Origin of the sequence: Enterobacter sp. MGH 16 (genome assembly GCF_000493175.1) — a bacterium.
GTDB classification, from domain to species: domain Bacteria; phylum Pseudomonadota; class Gammaproteobacteria; order Enterobacterales; family Enterobacteriaceae; genus Enterobacter; species Enterobacter roggenkampii.
Genome location: NZ_KI535695.1, coordinates 4761265 through 4779355 on the forward strand (window position 1 = coordinate 4761265; position 18091 = coordinate 4779355).

17 protein-coding genes and 1 rRNA gene (1 of these 18 cut by a window edge) are annotated in these 18091 nt (G+C 55.2%); 10 read left to right on the forward strand and 8 right to left on the reverse strand.

Features of this window, described 5'->3' with window-relative positions; translation table 11 throughout:
- Nucleotides 1-11: 11 nt before the first annotated feature.
- The 5 genes from dnaE to tilS all read left to right on the forward strand — a co-directional run bounded on the left by dnaE (nucleotide 12) and on the right by tilS (nucleotide 8502).
- Nucleotides 12-3494 (forward strand): DNA polymerase III subunit alpha, encoded by a 3483-nt coding sequence (dnaE, locus tag L362_RS00815; RefSeq protein WP_023345461.1) that lies wholly within the window; start codon nucleotides 12-14, stop codon nucleotides 3492-3494.
- A 12-nt stretch (nucleotides 3495-3506) separates the two neighbouring features.
- Complete coding sequence (gene accA / locus L362_RS00810; RefSeq protein ID WP_008501895.1) at nucleotides 3507-4466, forward strand: acetyl-CoA carboxylase carboxyl transferase subunit alpha; 960 nt, start codon at nucleotides 3507-3509, stop codon at nucleotides 4464-4466.
- 100 nt (nucleotides 4467-4566) lie between these two features.
- The gene (locus tag L362_RS00805) at nucleotides 4567-6699 is read left to right on the forward strand and encodes a lysine decarboxylase LdcC (RefSeq protein WP_023345462.1); all 2133 of its coding nucleotides are present in this window, start codon (nucleotides 4567-4569) and stop codon (nucleotides 6697-6699) included.
- A gap of 65 nt (nucleotides 6700-6764) precedes the next feature.
- Nucleotides 6765-7154 carry a VOC family protein gene (locus L362_RS00800; protein WP_008501893.1) on the forward strand — a complete coding sequence of 130 codons (390 nt, stop codon included), beginning with the start codon at nucleotides 6765-6767 and terminating at the stop codon, nucleotides 7152-7154.
- A 58-nt stretch (nucleotides 7155-7212) separates the two neighbouring features.
- Complete coding sequence (gene tilS, locus L362_RS00795; protein ID WP_023345463.1) at nucleotides 7213-8502, forward strand: tRNA lysidine(34) synthetase TilS; 1290 nt, start codon at nucleotides 7213-7215, stop codon at nucleotides 8500-8502.
- Nucleotides 8503-8530: 28 nt separating this feature from the next.
- Here tilS and rof read toward each other — a convergent pair whose 3' ends face one another.
- Both rof and L362_RS00785 read right to left on the reverse strand, forming a co-directional pair.
- A complete protein-coding gene (gene rof, locus L362_RS00790; protein WP_008501890.1) occupies nucleotides 8531-8791 on the reverse strand; it encodes a Rho-binding antiterminator in 261 nt (86 codons plus the stop codon).
- Nucleotides 8778-8978 carry a YaeP family protein gene (locus L362_RS00785; RefSeq protein WP_008501889.1) on the reverse strand — a complete coding sequence of 67 codons (201 nt, stop codon included), beginning with the start codon at nucleotides 8976-8978 and terminating at the stop codon, nucleotides 8778-8780. The genes rof and L362_RS00785 overlap by 14 nt, the downstream gene beginning before the upstream one ends.
- A gap of 196 nt (nucleotides 8979-9174) precedes the next feature.
- Between L362_RS00785 and L362_RS00780 the strand changes: the two genes are divergently transcribed.
- From L362_RS00780 to nlpE, 3 genes are read left to right on the forward strand one after another with little or no spacing between them, the layout of a single operon-like run.
- Nucleotides 9175-9720: a YaeQ family protein gene (locus tag L362_RS00780; protein WP_021240481.1), complete on the forward strand. Its 546-nt coding sequence runs from the start codon at nucleotides 9175-9177 to the stop codon at nucleotides 9718-9720.
- Nucleotides 9717-10139 (forward strand): alternative ribosome rescue aminoacyl-tRNA hydrolase ArfB, encoded by a 423-nt coding sequence (gene arfB / locus L362_RS00775; RefSeq protein ID WP_023345464.1) that lies wholly within the window; start codon nucleotides 9717-9719, stop codon nucleotides 10137-10139. Before L362_RS00780 ends, arfB begins: the two co-directional genes overlap by 4 nt.
- A 34-nt stretch (nucleotides 10140-10173) precedes the next feature.
- The gene (gene nlpE, locus L362_RS00770) at nucleotides 10174-10872 is read left to right on the forward strand and encodes an envelope stress response activation lipoprotein NlpE (RefSeq protein ID WP_021240479.1); all 699 of its coding nucleotides are present in this window, start codon (nucleotides 10174-10176) and stop codon (nucleotides 10870-10872) included.
- 47 nt (nucleotides 10873-10919) lie between these two features.
- On the opposite strand, the gene proS is transcribed toward nlpE, so the two are convergent.
- The 6 genes from proS to metN form a co-directional block, all read right to left on the reverse strand.
- Nucleotides 10920-12638, reverse strand: coding sequence for a proline--tRNA ligase (gene proS / locus L362_RS00765; RefSeq protein WP_023345465.1), 1719 nt, complete (start codon nucleotides 12636-12638; stop codon nucleotides 10920-10922).
- A gap of 112 nt (nucleotides 12639-12750) precedes the next feature.
- A complete protein-coding gene (tsaA, locus tag L362_RS00760) occupies nucleotides 12751-13458 on the reverse strand; it encodes a tRNA (N6-threonylcarbamoyladenosine(37)-N6)-methyltransferase TrmO (RefSeq protein ID WP_023345466.1) in 708 nt (235 codons plus the stop codon).
- Complete coding sequence (rcsF, locus tag L362_RS00755; protein WP_008501883.1) at nucleotides 13455-13859, reverse strand: Rcs stress response system protein RcsF; 405 nt, start codon at nucleotides 13857-13859, stop codon at nucleotides 13455-13457. Before rcsF ends, tsaA begins: the two co-directional genes overlap by 4 nt.
- Nucleotides 13860-13965: 106 nt before the next feature.
- Nucleotides 13966-14781, reverse strand: coding sequence for a methionine ABC transporter substrate-binding lipoprotein MetQ (metQ, locus tag L362_RS00750; RefSeq protein ID WP_014168729.1), 816 nt, complete (start codon nucleotides 14779-14781; stop codon nucleotides 13966-13968).
- A gap of 40 nt (nucleotides 14782-14821) precedes the next feature.
- Nucleotides 14822-15475 carry a methionine ABC transporter permease MetI gene (locus L362_RS00745; RefSeq protein ID WP_023345467.1) on the reverse strand — a complete coding sequence of 218 codons (654 nt, stop codon included), beginning with the start codon at nucleotides 15473-15475 and terminating at the stop codon, nucleotides 14822-14824.
- Nucleotides 15468-16499 (reverse strand): methionine ABC transporter ATP-binding protein MetN, encoded by a 1032-nt coding sequence (gene metN / locus L362_RS00740; RefSeq protein WP_008501880.1) that lies wholly within the window; start codon nucleotides 16497-16499, stop codon nucleotides 15468-15470. Before metN ends, L362_RS00745 begins: the two co-directional genes overlap by 8 nt.
- Nucleotides 16500-16687: 188 nt before the next feature.
- On the opposite strand from metN, the gene gmhB reads away from it, so the two are divergent.
- Together gmhB and L362_RS00730 are read left to right on the forward strand one after the other, a co-directional pair.
- Nucleotides 16688-17254: a D-glycero-beta-D-manno-heptose 1,7-bisphosphate 7-phosphatase gene (gmhB, locus tag L362_RS00735; RefSeq protein ID WP_008501879.1), complete on the forward strand. Its 567-nt coding sequence runs from the start codon at nucleotides 16688-16690 to the stop codon at nucleotides 17252-17254.
- Between the two features lie 368 nt (nucleotides 17255-17622).
- Nucleotides 17623-18091, forward strand: a 16S ribosomal RNA gene (locus L362_RS00730); it runs 1073 nt beyond the window's last position.

Below are 18091 nucleotides of genomic sequence, written 5' to 3' on the forward strand. Positions count from 1 at the left end.
GGAATCTGAAGATGGCTGAACCACGTTTCGTACACCTGCGGGTGCATAGCGACTACTCCATGATCGATGGGCTGGCGAAGACCGGGCCGCTGGTAAAAAAGGCGGCCTCGCTTAGCATGCCTGCGCTAGCGATCACCGATTTTACCAACCTGTGTGGCCTGGTGAAGTTCTACGGAACGGCGCATGGCGCGGGGATGAAGCCGATCGTCGGCGCAGATTTCCACGTGCAGAGCGACCTCATCGGGGATGAACTGACGCAAATCTCCGTGCTGGCGATGAACAACACGGGTTACCAAAACCTCACGCTGCTTATCTCAAAAGCCTATCAGCGCGGATATGGTGCGCTGGGGCCGTGGATAGATCGTGACTGGCTGGCCGAGCTCAACGAAGGGCTGCTGCTGATCTCCGGCGGCCGCATGGGTGACGTCGGAAAATCCCTGCTGCGCGGTAACAGCGCGCTGGTGGATCAATGCGTCTCGTTCTATGAAGAATATTTCCCGAATCGTTATTACCTGGAGTTGATCCGTACCGGCCGTCAGGATGAAGAGAGCTATCTTCATGCCGCGGTGGCGCTCGCAGAAGAGCGCGGGTTGCCCGTAGTGGCCACCAACGACGTGCGGTTCCTTGAGGCGGGCGATTTTGACGCTCACGAAATTCGCGTGGCGATCCACGATGGCTTTACCCTCGACGATCCGAAGCGGCCGCGCAATTACTCCGCACAACAGTACATGCGCAGCGAGGAGGAGATGTGTGAGCTCTTCTCCGATATCCCCGAAGCGCTGGAAAACAGCGTAGAGATTGCCAAGCGCTGCAACGTCACCGTCCGCCTTGGCGAATACTTCCTGCCGCAGTTCCCGACGGGTGACATGACTACGGAAGATTTCCTGGTCATGAAATCGAAAGAAGGTCTGGAAGAGCGTCTGGAATTCCTGTTCCCGGATGAAGAAGAGCGTAAAAAGCGTCGTCCGGAGTATGACGAACGCCTGGACATTGAACTCCAGGTGATCAACCAGATGGGCTTCCCGGGCTACTTCCTGATCGTTATGGAGTTCATCCAGTGGTCGAAGGATAACGGCGTGCCGGTTGGACCGGGGCGTGGCTCCGGCGCAGGTTCGCTGGTGGCGTACGCGCTGAAAATTACCGACCTCGATCCGCTGGAATTCGACCTGCTGTTCGAACGTTTCCTCAACCCGGAACGTGTCTCGATGCCCGACTTCGACGTCGACTTCTGCATGGAGAAACGTGACCAGGTGATCGAGCACGTGGCCGACATGTACGGTCGTGATGCGGTATCGCAGATCATTACCTTCGGTACGATGGCGGCGAAAGCGGTTATCCGCGACGTGGGCCGCGTGCTGGGCCACCCGTACGGGTTTGTCGATCGCATCTCTAAACTGGTGCCGCCCGATCCGGGCATGACGCTGGCAAAAGCCTTTGAGGCTGAACCGCAGCTGCCGGAAATCTATGAAGCGGACGAAGAGGTCAAAGCGCTGATCGACATGGCGCGCAAGCTGGAAGGCGTCACGCGTAACGCCGGTAAGCATGCAGGGGGCGTGGTTATCGCCCCGACCAAAATCACCGACTTCGCGCCGCTGTATTGCGATGAAGCGGGCCAGCATCCGGTCACCCAGTTCGACAAGAACGACGTAGAATACGCCGGGCTGGTGAAGTTTGACTTCCTTGGCCTGCGTACGCTGACCATCATCAACTGGGCGCTGGAGATGATCAACGCCCGCCGCGAGAAGAACGGCGAGCCGCCGCTGGATATCGCGGCCATCCCGCTGGACGACAAGAAAAGTTTCGACATGCTGCAGCGCTCGGAGACCACTGCTGTCTTCCAGCTTGAATCCCGTGGCATGAAAGATCTGATTAAGCGCCTGCAGCCAGACTGCTTCGAAGATATGATCGCGCTGGTGGCCCTGTTCCGTCCGGGCCCTTTGCAGTCAGGGATGGTAGATAACTTTATCGACCGTAAGCACGGGAGAGAAGAGATTTCCTACCCGGACGTTCAGTGGCAGCACGAAAGCCTGAAGCCGGTACTGGAGCCAACCTATGGCATCATCCTGTATCAGGAACAGGTGATGCAGATCGCCCAGGTGCTTTCCGGCTATACGCTCGGCGGCGCGGACATGCTGCGTCGTGCGATGGGTAAGAAAAAGCCGGAAGAGATGGCCAAGCAGCGTTCGATCTTTGAAGACGGGGCGAAGAAAAACGGCGTCGACGGCGAGCTGGCGATGAAAATCTTCGACCTGGTGGAAAAATTCGCCGGGTACGGATTTAACAAATCTCACTCAGCCGCCTATGCTTTGGTGTCGTATCAAACGCTGTGGCTGAAGGCACACTATCCTGCGGAGTTTATGGCTGCGGTAATGACCGCCGATATGGACAACACCGAGAAGGTGGTGGGCCTGGTGGATGAGTGCTGGCGCATGGGGCTGAAGATCCTGCCGCCGGATATTAACTCAGGTCTTTACCATTTCCACGTCAATGACGACGGGGAGATCGTTTACGGGATCGGCGCGATCAAGGGCGTGGGCGAGGGGCCGATCGAGGCGATCATCGAAGCGCGCAACAACGGCGGGTATTTCCGCGAGCTGTTCGATCTTTGCGCCCGTACCGATACCAAAAAGCTGAATCGCCGCGTGCTGGAAAAACTGATCATGTCCGGCGCGTTCGACAGGCTGGGGCCGCACCGCGCCGCGCTGATGAACTCGCTGGGCGACGCCCTGAAAGCGGCGGATCAGCACGCGAAAGCGGAAGCCATTGGCCAGGCGGATATGTTCGGGGTGCTGGCGGAAGAGCCGGAGCAGATTGAACAGTCGTATTCCAACTGCCAGCCGTGGCCAGAACAGGTGGTGCTGGACGGCGAGCGTGAAACGTTAGGTTTGTACCTGACGGGTCACCCGATCAACCAGTACATTAAAGAAATTGAGCGCTATGTCGGCGGCCACAGGCTAAAAGACATGCATCCGACAGAACGTGGTAAAATCACCACGGCTGCGGGGCTCGTGATTGCTGCAAGGGTTATGGTCACCAAGCGCGGCAATCGTATCGGCATCTGTACGTTGGATGACCGTTCCGGGCGTCTGGAGGTGATGTTGTTCACCGATGCGCTGGATAAATACCAGCAATTGCTGGAAAAAGACCGCATACTTATCGTCAGCGGACAGGTCAGCTTTGATGACTTCAGTGGGGGGCTTAAAATGACCGCCCGCGAAGTGATGGACATTGACGAAGCCCGGGAAAAATATGCTCGCGGGCTTGCTATCTCGCTGACGGACAGGCAAATTGATGACCAGCTTTTAAACCGACTCCGTCAGTCTCTGGAACCCCACCGCTCGGGGACAATTCCAGTACATCTCTACTATCAGAGGGCGGATGCACGTGCGCGGTTGCGCTTTGGTGCAACGTGGCGTGTCTCTCCGAGCGATCGTTTACTGAACGATCTCCGTGGCCTCATTGGTTCGGAGCAGGTGGAACTGGAGTTTGACTAATACAGGAATACTATGAGTCTGAATTTCCTTGATTTCGAACAGCCGATTGCTGAGCTGGAAGCGAAAATCGATTCTCTGACAGCGGTAAGCCGTCAGGATGAAAAACTGGATATTAACATCGACGAAGAAGTGCATCGTCTGCGCGAGAAAAGCGTAGAACTGACGCGCAAAATCTTTGCCGATCTCGGCGCATGGCAGGTAGCCCAGCTGGCACGCCATCCACAGCGTCCGTACACCCTGGATTATGTCCGCCTGGCGTTTGACGAATTTGACGAACTGGCAGGCGATCGCGCATACGCTGACGATAAAGCTATCGTTGGCGGTATCGCGCGTCTGGATGGACGCCCGGTGATGATCATTGGTCATCAGAAAGGCCGTGAAACCAAAGAGAAAATCCGTCGTAACTTTGGTATGCCAGCACCAGAAGGCTACCGTAAAGCCCTGCGTCTGATGGAGATGGCTGAGCGTTTCAACATGCCAATCATCACCTTCATCGACACCCCGGGTGCATACCCAGGCGTGGGCGCGGAAGAGCGCGGTCAGTCTGAAGCTATCGCGCGCAACCTGCGCGAGATGTCTCGTCTGAAGGTGCCGGTCATCTGTACCGTTATCGGTGAGGGTGGTTCCGGTGGCGCGCTGGCGATTGGCGTGGGTGATAAAGTGAATATGCTGCAGTACAGCACCTATTCCGTAATCTCCCCGGAAGGCTGCGCGTCTATTCTGTGGAAGAGTGCCGACAAAGCGCCTCTGGCTGCCGAAGCGATGGGCATCATTGCGCCACGCCTGAAAGAGCTTAAGCTGATCGATTCCATCATCCCGGAACCGCTGGGTGGGGCTCATCGTAAGCCGGAAGTGATGGCTGCGTCCCTGAAAGCGCAGCTGCTGGCCGATCTGGCAGACCTGGACGTGCTGAGCAAAGAAGATCTGCTCAACCGCCGTTACCAGCGTCTGATGACTTACGGCTACGCGTAAGCTTCACAATTATCTGAAAAGCCGCACAATGTTGCGGCTTTTTTTATACCTGCGGTTTAGCCGGACTATGCTTAGCTAATGTTTTTTAAGGAGGAAGCCCATGAATATCATTGCCGTTATGGGGCCACACGGCGTCTTTTATAAAGATGAGCCGATTAAGGAGCTGGAGCAAGCCCTGCAGTCGCGTGGGTATCAGCTAATCTGGCCGCACAACAGCGCCGATCTGCTGAAGTTCATCGAGCATAACCCGCGTATCTGCGGCGTGATCTTCGACTGGGATGAATATGACCTCGAACTGTGCAGCGATATCAACAAGCTGAACGAATATCTCCCGCTGTACGCGTTTATTAATACCCACTCAACCATGGACGTCAGCGCCAATGATATGCGTATGGCGCTGTGGTTCTTTGAATATTCCCTCGGCGTGGCGGAAGACATTGCGACCCGAATTCAGCAATACACGAATGAATATCTCGATAACATTACGCCGCCCTTTACCCGGGCGCTCTTCACCTACGTGAAAGAGGGGAAATATACCTTCTGTACGCCTGGGCATATGGCGGGAACGGCCTACCAAAAAAGCCCGGTGGGCTGCCTGTTCTATGATTTCTTTGGTGGCAACACGCTGAAAGCGGACGTGTCCATTTCAGTCACCGAACTAGGCTCGCTGCTGGATCATACCGGACCGCATCTGGAAGCCGAAGAGTATATCGCCCGCACCTTTGGGGCCGAGCAGAGCTATATGGTGACCAACGGCACCTCGACCTCGAACAAAATCGTCGGGATGTACGCCGCGCCTGCGGGGAGCACCCTGCTGATTGACCGTAACTGCCATAAATCGCTGGCGCACCTGCTGATGATGAGCGACGTCGTACCGCTCTGGCTGTCGCCCACGCGCAACGCGCTCGGTATTCTGGGCGGTATTCCGCGGCGGGAGTTCACGCCTGAAGCCATTGAAAGCAAGGTCGCGGCAGTGCCCGGCGCAGGCTGGCCTGTCCATGCGGTGATCACCAACTCGACCTATGACGGTCTGCTGTACAACACGGACTGGATCAAAAAGACTTTGGACGTGCCGTCGATCCACTTCGATTCCGCGTGGGTACCGTACACCAATTTCCACCCGATTTACGCGGGTAAAAGCGGCATGAGCGGTGAACGCGTGCCGGGTAAAGTGTTCTTCGAAACGCAGTCGACGCACAAAATGCTGGCCGCGTTTTCCCAGGCTTCGCTGATTCACATCAAAGGCGAATACGACGAAGAGACCTTTAACGAAGCCTTTATGATGCATACCACCACCTCACCAAGCTATCCGCTGGTGGCGTCTATCGAAACGGCTGCGGCGATGCTGCGCGGCAATCCCGGTAAACGTCTTATCAATCGCTCTGTGGAGCGCGCACTGCATTTCCGTAAAGAGGTTCAGCGGCTGAAAGAGGAAGCCGACGGCTGGTTCTTTGATATCTGGCAGCCGGAAGAGATTGATGAAGCAGAATGCTGGCCGGTTTCGCCCGCCGAAGACTGGCATGGCTTCCGGGATGCCGATAGTGACCATATGTTCCTCGATCCGGTTAAGGTGACGATCCTGACGCCGGGTATGGATGAGCAGGGCAAGATGGGTGAGGAAGGGATCCCGGCTGCGCTGGTGGCGAAGTTCCTTGATGAACGCGGCGTGGTGGTGGAGAAAACAGGCCCCTATAATTTGCTGTTTCTGTTCAGTATCGGGATCGATAAAACCCGGGCGATGGGGCTGCTGCGCGGTCTGATGGAATTTAAGCGCGCCTACGATCTCAACCTGCGGGTGAAGAACATGCTGCCGGATCTCTACGCGGAAGATCCTGACTTCTACCGCAATATGCGTATTCAGGATCTGGCCCAGGGGATCCACAGGCTGATCCGTCAGCACGATCTGCCGCGTCTGATGCTACAGGCGTTCGATGTGTTGCCGGAGATGAAGTTTACCCCGCACAAGGCATGGCAGCGCCAGGTGAGGGGGGAGGTCGAAACCGTCGAGCTGGAAAATCTGGTTGGGCGCGTATCGGCCAACATGATCCTGCCGTATCCGCCGGGCGTACCGCTCCTGATGCCGGGAGAGATGATTACCGAAGAGAGTCGGGCCGTGCTCGATTTCCTGCTGATGCTCTGTTCGGTAGGGCGTCACTATCCCGGTTTTGAGACGGATATCCACGGTGCGAAGCGCGACGAAAACGGCGTGTACTGGGTGCGAGTCCTAAAATAAGAGTGACCGCTTGCCAGGTGCGGGTTTTCGGTTGTAACGTTCAGGCATCATAAAAAGGAGAAGCTATGCTGGGTTTAAAAGCTGTTCATCATATTGCGATCATTGCGACCGATTACGCGAAGAGTAAGGCCTTCTACTGCGACATTCTCGGCTTTACGCTGTTGAGCGAGGCCTACCGTGAGGAGCGCGACTCCTGGAAGGGCGACCTGGCGTTAAACGGGCAGTATGTGATTGAACTGTTCTCTTTTCCTTTTCCGCCTGCGCGTCCGTCCCGCCCGGAAGCCTGTGGCCTGCGCCATCTTGCCTTCAGCGTCGATGACCTGGATAGCGCAGTAAAACATCTGGAAGCGCACGGCGTGACGTGTGAAGCAATCCGCGTCGATCCGTTTACCGACAAGCGCTTTACCTTTTTCAACGACCCGGACGGCCTGCCGCTGGAGCTTTATCAGCAGTAATCTTCGTCCTGTGTGATAATGCCCGCTCAGTTCGGGCATTTTTTATGTGTAATTCCCTATGACCTTACCCGCTATCGCACACGCCGTTTCACCGTACCGCCAGCTGCTGGTGGGGTTTAGCGGTGGCCTGGATTCCACCGTTCTGCTCCATCGTCTTAAACGCTGGCGCGACCAGGAGCCTGACGTCCAGCTGCGGGCGATACATATTCATCACGGATTAAGTCCTCACGCAGAGGAGTGGGTGGCGCACTGCGAAGCCTTGTGTGCGGCGTGGGCGATCCCGCTTCTCGTCGAGCGCGTCACGCTTGCGGAGGAAGGGCTGGGCATTGAGGCGCAGGCGCGTAAAGCCCGCTATGCCGCCTTTGCCGGGGCATTGCGTACAGGAGAAGCCCTGGTCACAGCCCAGCACCTGGACGATCAGTGTGAAACCTTTCTGCTGGCGCTTAAGCGGGGCAGCGGACCGGCAGGGCTTTCAGCCATGCCTGAGCGTTCTGAGTTTGCCGGTACAACGTTACTGCGTCCGCTGCTTGGCGAGACGCGCGCCTCGCTTGAGGCCTGGGCGCGAGAACATCAGCTGAACTGGATTGAAGATGAGAGCAACCAGGATGACGGCTATGACCGTAACTTTCTGCGTCTGCGCGTCCTCCCGCTATTGAGCGAGCGTTGGCCGCATTTCGCCGACGCGACGGCAAGAAGCGCTATGCTGTGCGCCGAACAGGAATCGCTGCTGGACGAGCTGTTGAGTGACGAGCTGGCTGAACTGATTTCTGAAGACGGAGCGCTGGCGATTGCACCGCTGGCAGCGATGAGCCCGGTGCGCCGCGCCGCGCTGCTACGGCGCTGGCTGGCCTCTCATCACGCCGCGATGCCGTCGCGAGCGATGCTAAACCGTATCTGGGACGAGGTTGCCCTGGCGCGGGAGGATGCTTCCCCGTGCGTCCACCTGAACGGTTTTGACGTAAGGCGCTACAAAGGGGAACTCTGGTGGGTAAAATCAACGCCCTCACTGACCAATGTGGTGCTCGACTGGCTTTCACCTGCGCTTCCGCTGATATTGCCCGCTGACGCTGGACGTGTCTCTCTTATACCGTCTGGTCATGTGAGGCTGCCAGAGGCAGGAGAACCGGTAACGGTACGCTTTAAGGCTGGCGGCATGCTGCATATTGTCGGGCGCAACGGGGGACGCAAGCTGAAGAAAATCTGGCAGGAGTGCAACGTGCCGCCGTGGCTGCGCGACACCACGCCGCTGCTGTTCTATGGTGAAACATTGATTGCTGCTGCGGGCATTTTCATCACGGAAGCGGGATGGGCGGAAGAGGGGGTCAGGTTTGAGTGGCAGAAAGCGTAACGGGCAGCCAGGCTGCCCGTTAATGTCATCAGGATTCGCTCACCACGACGGTGCCGATTTGCGGGTGGCTGAAGCTGGCTATTTTATCCAGGCGCAGCTCACGCGTCGCACCGGCATCTTCCACTATCAGGTATTCCACATTCTTACGTGAAACCAGATCGCTGGCCTTCGCTTTCAACACTTCGCCATCTTTTAGCTCCAGCGTCAGTAATAAATGATGCTGGCAGGCGAGTTCGAGGTTGTCATAGTCATCACAATTGATGGGTTGATAAGTATCATTCATCGACATAATCGCTCACCAGTAAATTCGCCGCAGCATACGCTGCTTTTTCCCTGACCGACTCTGAAAGGCTCTCATCAGAGGCCACTTCATTAAGCACTTTCAATACACAGCCCAACGCGTCCGGGACATACCCCAGATCTCCGCTGGCGATTTCCGCATACCGTTTGCGAATTAACTCACAATAATTATTCACATCCCCTCCCGCCAGCGCACTGACTTACTGTGAGATATCATTAAGCCTACGAAGATAAACTCGGTTTAGCAAGGTGACTATACCATACTCATTTAAGCAATATCAGCGCCTTGATAGCGGTGTATTTATCACCCTACAACAGCCTTTTGCCGCGGTTTTCGCTACAATGAGCGCCTGATTCGAATGGAGTTCTCTCATGGCGCTGAAAGCGACAATTTATAAAGCAGTGGTCAATGTGGCCGATCTTGATCGCAACCAGTTCCTGGACGCCTCGCTGACGCTGGCTCGCCACCCCTCCGAAACCCAGGAGCGCATGATGCTGCGCCTGCTGGCGTGGATTAAGTACGCTGACGAGCGTCTGCAGTTTACCCGTGGGTTAAGCGCAGAAGACGAGCCAGAAGCCTGGCTGCGCAACGATCATCTGGGTATCGATTTGTGGATCGAACTTGGACTGCCGGACGAGCGCAGAATTAAGAAGGCCTGCACTCAGTCCGCTGAAGTGGCCTTATTCGCGTATAATCAGCGCGCTGCGGAGATTTGGTGGCAGCAAAACAAGAGCAAGTGCGGACAGTTTAAAAATCTCACGGTCTGGTATCTGGATGATGAGCAGCTGGCGCAGCTGAGCGACTTTGCCAGCCGGACCATGGTGTTGCAGGCGACGATTCAGGACGGTGCCATCTGGCTCTCTGATTCTCAGAATAATCTGGAAATTCATTTGACGGCGTGGCAACCGGCCTCATGATCGTCCTGTCCCGAAAGGTCAGCATTCCGGACAACGAGCTGGAGATCACCGCCATCCGTGCTCAGGGGGCAGGTGGGCAGCACGTCAACAAGGCCTCAACGGCAATCCATTTGCGTTTTGACATTCGGGCCTCAAGCCTGCCAGAGTATTATAAAGAAAGTCTGCTTGCTGCCAGCCATCACCTGATCACCAGCGATGGCGTGATGGTGATCAAAGCCCAGGAATACCGCAGCCAGGAGCTTAACCGGGAAGCGGCGATAGCCAGGCTGGTGGCAGTCATCAAAGAATTAACGGCAGTACAAAAAAGCCGCCGGGCAACGCGGCCAACCCGCGCATCGAAAGAGCGTCGGCTGGCCTCGAAGGCCCAAAAATCCACAGTGAAAGCACTACGCGGTAAAGTTCGTCGCCCCACAGAGTGACGAAAGGGAACACACTTTTCATAAGGAATTCATTGTGAAAAAAGCATTATGGTCAGCGCTGGCAGTGAGTACGCTGTTTGCGCTTTTCGGGTGTAACAACCGCTCCGAAACGCAGGTTTTACAACCCACGCAGACGGAAGAATTAAAACCGATGCAGCAGAGCTGGCGCGGCGTATTGCCTTGCGCGGACTGTGAAGGCATTGAAACGTCCCTGTTCCTGCAAAAAGACGGCACCTGGGTGATGAACCAGCGCTATCAGGGCGCAAAAGAGCCTTCTTCTTTTGCAACTTATGGAACATGGGCGCGAACGGCGGAGAAGCTGGTTCTGACGGATACCGCTGGCGAGAAAACTTATTTCCGCGCCAAAGGCGAGGGGATGGAGATGCTGGATCGTGAAGGCAATCCAATTGAATCCCAGTTTAACTACACGCTGGCGCCGGTAAAAGCGGCTCTGCCCGCGACGCCGATGGCGATGCGGGGGATGTACTTCTACATGGCGGATGCGGCGATCTTTACCGACTGCGCAACCGGTAAGAAGGTCAGCGTGGCAAACAATGCGCAGCTTGAACGTGATTACGCGGTGGCGCGCGGCAATGACAGCAAGCCGGTATTGCTGACGGTTGACGGTCACTTTACACTGGAGCCAAACCCGGATAGTGGAGAGATGGTGAAAACGCTGGTGGCGGATAAAGACGCGAAGTTTGTTGCGGGTAAAGACTGTAACAGTAAATAAGCTGACGCTGAGCCATTAAAAAACCCCGCCTGAGCGGGGTTTTTTGTTTAGCCTTTGATGGCTTTCACCAGGTAATCAAGAATGTCGCCGGTCTTGATCATCTGTTTTTCGCCGCTGCGACGGTATTTGTATTCAATCTCGTCGCTGTCGAGGTTACGGTCGCCGATCACGACGGTGTGTGGGATACCGATCAGTTCCATATCGGCAAACATCACGCCCGGACGCTCTTTACGGTCATCCATCAGCACTTCGATACCCTGCGCACGCAGCTCGGCATACAGCTTCTCGGCCAGCTCCTGCACGCGGTAAGACTTGTGCATGTTCATTGGCAGAATCGCAACCTGGAACGGCGCGATGTTGTCTGGCCAGACGATGCCGCGCTCGTCATAGTTCTGCTCAATGGCGGCAGCTACCACGCGCGTCACCCCGATACCGTAGCAACCCATGGTCAGGATCTGGTTACGGCCATCTTCACCCTGAACAGCGGCGTTCAGCGCGCGCGAGTATTTATCGCCCAGCTGGAAGATGTGACCGACTTCAATGCCACGCTTGATCATCAGGGTACCCTGACCGTCCGGGCTTGGATCGCCTGCGACCACGTTACGGATGTCTGCTACTTCCGGCGTCGCCACGTCGCGATCCCAGTTGATGCCGAAGTAGTGTTTACCGTCGATGTTCGCACCGGCGGAGAAGTCGCTCATCGCGGCTACCGTGCGGTCAATAACAACAGGAACCGGCATATTCACCGGACCGAGAGAACCTGGGCCAGCATTGACCACGGCGCGGATTTCCGCTTCCGTGGCGAACGTCAGCGGGCTGGCGACCTGCGGCAGCTTCTCAGCTTTCACTTCGTTCAGCTCGTGATCGCCACGCACCAGCAGGGCAACCAGCGGGTAAGCGCTCCCTTCGGTGGCTTTCACCAGCAGCGTCTTCACGGTTTTTTCGATCGGCAGGTTGAACTGCTCAACCAGCTCGGCAATGGTTTTCGCGTTTGGCGTATCAACCAGCGTCACCTCTTGCGTTGCCGCAGCACGTGGTTCTTTTGGTGCCAGCGCTTCTGCGAATTCGATGTTCGCCGCGTAATCGGAAGAGTCAGAGAAGATCACATCGTCTTCACCGCTCTGCGCCAGTACCTGGAATTCATGAGATGCGCTACCGCCGATGGAGCCGGTATCGGCCTGCACAGCACGGAAATCCAGCCCCATGCGGGAGAAAATTTTGCTGTACGCCGCGTACATTGCGTCGTAGGTCTCTTGCAGGGATTCCTGAGAGGTATGGAAAGAGTAGGCGTCTTTCATCAGGAATTCGCGAGAGCGCATGACGCCGAAACGTGGGCGAACTTCGTCACGGAACTTAGTCTGGATCTGGAAGAAGTTCAGCGGCAGCTGTTTGTAAGAGCTCAGCTCATTACGAATCAGGTCGGTGATGACTTCTTCATGCGTTGGGCCGAGAACGAACGGACGCTCGCCACGATCGACGAAGCGCAGCAGTTCAGGACCATACTGTTCCCAACGACCGCTCTCCTGCCACAGGTCAGCGGGCTGAACCACGGGCATGGACACCTCGATAGCACCGGCGTTGTTCATCTCTTCACGCACGATGTTTTCGACTTTTTTCAGGACGCGCACGCCGGTCGGCAGCCAGGTGTATAACCCGGAGGCCAGCTTGCGGATCATCCCGGCGCGCAGCATCAGCTGATGGCTGATCACTTCGGCGTCGGCAGGCGTCTCCTTCAGAGTGGAGAGCAGATATTGGCTAGTACGCATGTTGTTACGGTTCCATTTCGACGATTGGAACAGGCTGAAACACCAGCCTGACACAAAAAAAGTGGTTTAGTTTACCAGTGTGGCAAAGATGCCAAAAGAGAGGAGAACAAAATTACCTGGGTTCAAGGGCAAACACTTCAAAACCTGCCTCGGTGACGCGCCAGCGAACGTTAAAATCCAGCAGCCAGACGGCGTACGTTTTACCTGCTTCCTCTTCTTTACGGTAGGCCGGACGCGGGTCCTGTGCCAGAACTTCGGTGATGAAATCCCGTAAGCGAGGATAGCGTTTCTCCAGTTGGCCGAACTGAGCGGTTATCTCAGGCGTAAAATATACAGGCATGTCCGCCTGTGGGGCGTCCTGAGCATAGCTTGCACGCGCGTCCGGAAGGGCTTCGGCGAAGGGCAAATAGGGTTTGATGTCGATCACCGGCGTGCCGTCTACCAGGTCCAGGCTACCTAACTCCAGTATCACCCGATCTTTCTGGCAGCGTATGCCTTTCAGTTCAACCAGCGACATGCCAACCGGGTTTGGACGGAAGGTCGAGCGCGTCGCAAACACCCCCATTCTCGCATTGCCGCCAAGACGAGGAGGACGCACGGTAGGACGCCAGCCGCCTTCCATCGTCTGGTGAAACACGAACACCACCCACAGGTGGCTGAACGCCTCAAGCCCGCGTACCGCATCGGCCTGATTGTAAGGCGCAATCAGGTGAAGCTCACCGCGTCCGCTGGTGACAAGACCGGGCTGGCGGGGGACGGCGAACTTCTCTTTGTAAGGAGAGTGGATAACGCCTATCTGCTCGAACTGAAATGCACTCATTTCGCCGTGATGTTCAGCGCAGAACCGATGCACACCGCCTGACGGTAGCAGCCCGGCGTGCCGCTGGTGACTTCACAGCTGTGCAGCAGGACCGCGTTGGCTTTCATTTTTGCGGCATTAATCTGCATGCGTTTACGCGCTGTCGGGATATTCGGTGGTGAGTCCTGATTGGTCGCCTGACAGGATTCGCCGCTCACTTCGCCCAGTTCACGGAACGGTTTACCGACGAGTTCATCCGCTTTCGTGATAATGCGAACCGGCGCAGGGCGAACCACTTTCGGTTTCGCAGGCTCGGTCTTTGGCGGGGTTGCCGTGCTTTGAACAGGTTCAACGGGAGATCTGCTTAGCATAGAACAGCCGCTCAGCATGAGTGCTAAAAGACAGATCGGTAAAGCACGCATAATATTTCCTCAATGGATAATCAAAACGTCAGATATTGAATCAGTTGACTGCACAAATGACAAGACGGGCATAAGCCCGTCCTGATGATATTACACTGAGGTGAGATTACCAGCCCTTAACAGCGCCGCCGTTAAACACTTTGTTGGCTTCCTGGTAAACTTCGTCAGACTGATAGGCCTGTACGAATTTCTTCACGTTTTCCGCGTCTTTGTTGTCTTCGCGAGTCACGATCAGGTTTACGTATGGAGAGTCTTTATCTTCAACGAAGATACCGTCTTTAGCTGGGGTCAGGCCAATCTGACTGGCGTACGTGGTGTTGATAACGGCGAGGGCAATCTGCGCATCGTCCAGAGAACGTGGCAGCTGCGGTGCTTCCAGCTCAACAATTTTCAGATTTTTCGGGTTCTCGGTGACGTCCAGAACGGTTGGCAGCAGGCCAACACCGTCTTTCAGTTTGATCAGGCCCACTTTCTGCAGCAGCAGCAGGGAACGACCAAGGTTAGTTGGGTCGTTAGGGACGGCAACCTGAGAGCCCGGCTGCAGTTCGTCCAGGGATTTAATTTTCTTAGAGTAACCGGCAATTGGATAAACGAAGGTGTTACCCACGCCCACCAGTTTATAGCCGCGATCTTTGATCTGCTGGTCCAGGTATGGTTTATGCTGGAAGGCGTTCGCGTCGATATCACCTTTGCTCAGCGCTTCGTTCGGCAGAACGTAATCGTTGAAGGTCACCAGCTCCACGTCCAGGCCATATTTCTCTTTCGCCACTTTCTGAGCAACTTCTGCAACCTGCTGTTCTGCACCTACGATAACGCCCACTTTAATGTGGTTCGGATCTTTTTCATCCTGACCGCAACCCACCAGTGCCAGAGAGCCGATCAGCGCGCCTACTGCTGCGAAGGTCTTTAATTTAAACGCCATGTTTTATCCTTAACTCGTAGAGTTTATGTTGTGTGTAACGTTATTTGTGCGTAACAGCCCTGACGATGCGATCGCCAGAGAACTGGATGAAGTAAACCAGAACAACCAGCAATACCAGAACGGTATTCATCACGGTCGCGTTATATCCAATATAGCCGTACTGGTAACCAATCTGACCTAAACCGCCCGCGCCTACGGCACCGCCCATCGCGGAATAACCGACCAGGGTGATAAGCGTAATGGTTGCCGCATTCACCAGCCCTGGCAGTGCCTCAGGCAGCAGAACCTTGCGGACGATCTGCATCGGCGTGGCGCCCATCGCGCGGGACGCTTCGATCAAACCGGTTGGGATCTCCAGCAGGGCGTTTTCCACCATACGGGCGATAAACGGCGCAGCGCCAACGGTCAGCGGAACGATCGCCGCCTGCAGACCGATAGACGTTCCGACGATCACGCGGGTAAATGGAATCATCCACACCAGCAGAATAATGAACGGGATAGAACGGAAGATGTTCACCAGCGCAGAGAGCGTACGGTACAGCTTCGCGTTCTCAATGATTTGACCCGGACGCGTCACGTACAGCAACACGCCGACCGGCAGGCCAATCACAAAACCAAAGAAACCAGAGACGAAGGTCATTGCCAGCGTTTCCCAAACGCCGCGAACCAGCAGCCACATCATCGGCTCAGACATAACCCAGTACCTCTACTTTTACGTGATGTTCTTGCAGCCAGGCAATGGCTGCCTGGGTTTCTTCTTGTGTGCCGTGCATTTCTGTCAGCATGATGCCGAACTTCACGCCACCGGCGTAATCCATCTGCGCGCTGATGATGTTGTTATTCACGTTAAAGCGACGTGCGGTTTCGGAAAGCAGGGGAGCATCAACGGACTGACCGGTGAACTCCATGCGCAGCATCGGGACGCTGTCAGCTGTTGCTTCTGTTTTCAGACGTTCCAGATAGTCTTCCGGAATATCCAGATGCAGCGTGGACTGGATGAACTGCTGCGCCAGCGGGGTTTTCGGATGCGAGAACACTTCGCTTACCGTGTCCTGCTCGATCAGTTCACCGTTACTGATGACCGCCACGCAGTCGCAGATGCGTTTCACCACATCCATCTCGTGCGTAATAAGGAGGATCGTCAGGCCCAGGCGACGGTTAATGTCTTTCAGCAGTTCCAGAATCGAACGCGTGGTTGCCGGATCCAGTGCGCTGGTGGCTTCATCACACAGCAGTACCTTAGGATTGCTGGCCAGCGCGCGGGCAATGGCCACACGCTGTTTTTGCCCACCGGACAGATTTGCCGGGTAGCTATCCTGTTTGTCGCCCAGACCTACGAGGTCGAGCAGCTCGGTGACGCGACGCTTCACTTCTTCTTTCGGCGTGTTATCCAGCTCAAGCGGTAAGGCAACGTTGCCGAACACGGTGCGGGAAGCCAGCAGGTTAAAGTGCTGGAAGATCATGCCAATCTGACGACGCGCTTTGGTGAGTTCTTTCTCTGAAAGGGCGGTAAGTTCCTGGCCGCCAACTTCTACGCTGCCCTGGGTTGGGCGCTCAAGCAGGTTAACACAACGGATCAGCGTACTTTTACCTGCACCCGATGCGCCAATGACGCCATAAATTTGACCAGCAGGAACATGCAGGCTGACGTTGTTCAGCGCCTGAATGGTTCGGTTCCCCTGCTGGAACACTTTGGTGATATTGGAAAGTTTAATCATTAGATTATTTTTATCGTATGTAAGTTAGCCGTGGCATTTTCTTCTGCCAGATACGGGTGATGACCGTAAACAAAACGGATGTTAAGGCATCCAGACGTCTAAATCAATCCAACTCTGTACGATGAGCACTTTATTGCGCTGCGATTCATGAGATACTAGCTGAACATGCCTTTTTCAGGAGCAAACCGGTGGCAAAATCAGTACCCGCAATTTTTCTCGATCGTGACGGCACTATTAATGTGGATCACGGTTATGTCCATGAGATTGATGAGTTCGAGTTTATCGAGGGCGTAATAGATGCCATGCGCCAGCTGAAAGAGATGGGCTATGCGCTGGTGGTGGTGACGAACCAGTCTGGTATTGCACGCGGTAAATTCACCGAAGCGCAGTTCGAGACGCTGACCGAATGGATGGACTGGTCACTTGCCGACCGCGGTGTGGATCTCGATGGCATCTACTATTGTCCGCATCATCCGCAGGGAACCGTAGAAGCGTATCGTCAGACCTGTGATTGCCGTAAGCCGCATCCGGGGATGTTTATCTCTGCGCAGGAGTTCCTGCACATTGATATGGCGGCTTCTTATATGGTGGGCGATAAACTGGAAGATATGCAGGCAGCCGCAGCCGCGGGTGTAGGGACTAAAATATTAGTGCGTACCGGCAAGCCAGTGACGCCAGAAGCTGAGAATGCGGCGGATTGGGTGATTAATAGTCTGGCCGATCTGCCAAAAGAGATTAAAAAGCACCAAAAATAGCCTTTTTGGTGAAAAGGTGAGCGGTTGAAATAAAAATGCATTTTTCCGCTTGTCATTCCTCGGCGGCTCCCTATAATGCGCCTCCATCGACACGGCGGATGTGAATCACTTCACAAACAACCCGGTCGGTTGAAGAGAAAAAATCCTGAAATAACGGGTTGACTCTGAAAGAGGAAAGCGTAATATACGCCACCTCGCAACGGTGAGCGAAAGCCGCGTTGCACTGCTCTTTAACAATTTATCAGACAATCTGTGTGGGCACTCAAAGTGACATGGATTCTTAACGTCCTCGGACGAAAAATGAATACCAAGTCTCTGAGTGAACATACGTAATTCATTACGAAGTTTAATTCACGAGCATCAAACTTAAATTGAAGAGTTTGATCATGGCTCAGATTGAACGCTGGCGGCAGGCCTAACACATGCAAGTCGAGCGGCAGCGGAAAGTAGCTTGCTACTTTGCCGGCGAGCGGCGGACGGGTGAGTAATGTCTGGGAAACTGCCTGATGGAGGGGGATAACTACTGGAAACGGTAGCTAATACCGCATAATGTCGCAAGACCAAAGAGGGGGACCTTCGGGCCTCTTGCCATCAGATGTGCCCAGATGGGATTAGCTAGTAGGTGGGGTAACGGCTCACCTAGGCGACGATCCCTAGCTGGTCTGAGAGGATGACCAGCCACACTGGAACTGAGACACGGTCCAGACTCCTACGGGAGGCAGCAGTGGGGAATATTGCACAATGGGCGCAAGCCTGATGCAGCCATGCCGCGTGTATGAAGAAGGCCTTCGGGTTGTAAAGTACTTTCAGCGGGGAGGAAGGCGTTGTGGTTAATAA

Bases quoted from the DNA above. Each gene is read 5' to 3' on its own strand.
- L362_RS00800 (WP_008501893.1), top strand. From the start codon at position 6,765: ATGCTGGGTTTAAAAGCTGTTCATCATATTGCGATCATTGCGACCGAT.
- L362_RS00745 (WP_023345467.1), bottom strand. From the start codon at position 15,475: ATGTCTGAGCCGATGATGTGGCTGCTGGTTCGCGGCGTTTGGGAAACG.
- rof (WP_008501890.1), bottom strand. From the start codon at position 8,791: ATGTCGATGAATGATACTTATCAACCCATCAATTGTGATGACTATGAC.
- L362_RS00780 (WP_021240481.1), top strand. From the start codon at position 9,175: ATGGCGCTGAAAGCGACAATTTATAAAGCAGTGGTCAATGTGGCCGAT.
- proS (WP_023345465.1), bottom strand. From the start codon at position 12,638: ATGCGTACTAGCCAATATCTGCTCTCCACTCTGAAGGAGACGCCTGCC.
- metQ (WP_014168729.1), bottom strand. From the start codon at position 14,781: ATGGCGTTTAAATTAAAGACCTTCGCAGCAGTAGGCGCGCTGATCGGC.
- tilS (WP_023345463.1), top strand. From the start codon at position 7,213: ATGACCTTACCCGCTATCGCACACGCCGTTTCACCGTACCGCCAGCTG.
- arfB (WP_023345464.1), top strand. From the start codon at position 9,717: ATGATCGTCCTGTCCCGAAAGGTCAGCATTCCGGACAACGAGCTGGAG.
- tsaA (WP_023345466.1), bottom strand. From the start codon at position 13,458: ATGAGTGCATTTCAGTTCGAGCAGATAGGCGTTATCCACTCTCCTTAC.
- accA (WP_008501895.1), top strand. From the start codon at position 3,507: ATGAGTCTGAATTTCCTTGATTTCGAACAGCCGATTGCTGAGCTGGAA.
- L362_RS00805 (WP_023345462.1), top strand. From the start codon at position 4,567: ATGAATATCATTGCCGTTATGGGGCCACACGGCGTCTTTTATAAAGAT.
- metN (WP_008501880.1), bottom strand. From the start codon at position 16,499: ATGATTAAACTTTCCAATATCACCAAAGTGTTCCAGCAGGGGAACCGA.
- dnaE (WP_023345461.1), top strand. From the start codon at position 12: ATGGCTGAACCACGTTTCGTACACCTGCGGGTGCATAGCGACTACTCC.
- rcsF (WP_008501883.1), bottom strand. From the start codon at position 13,859: ATGCGTGCTTTACCGATCTGTCTTTTAGCACTCATGCTGAGCGGCTGT.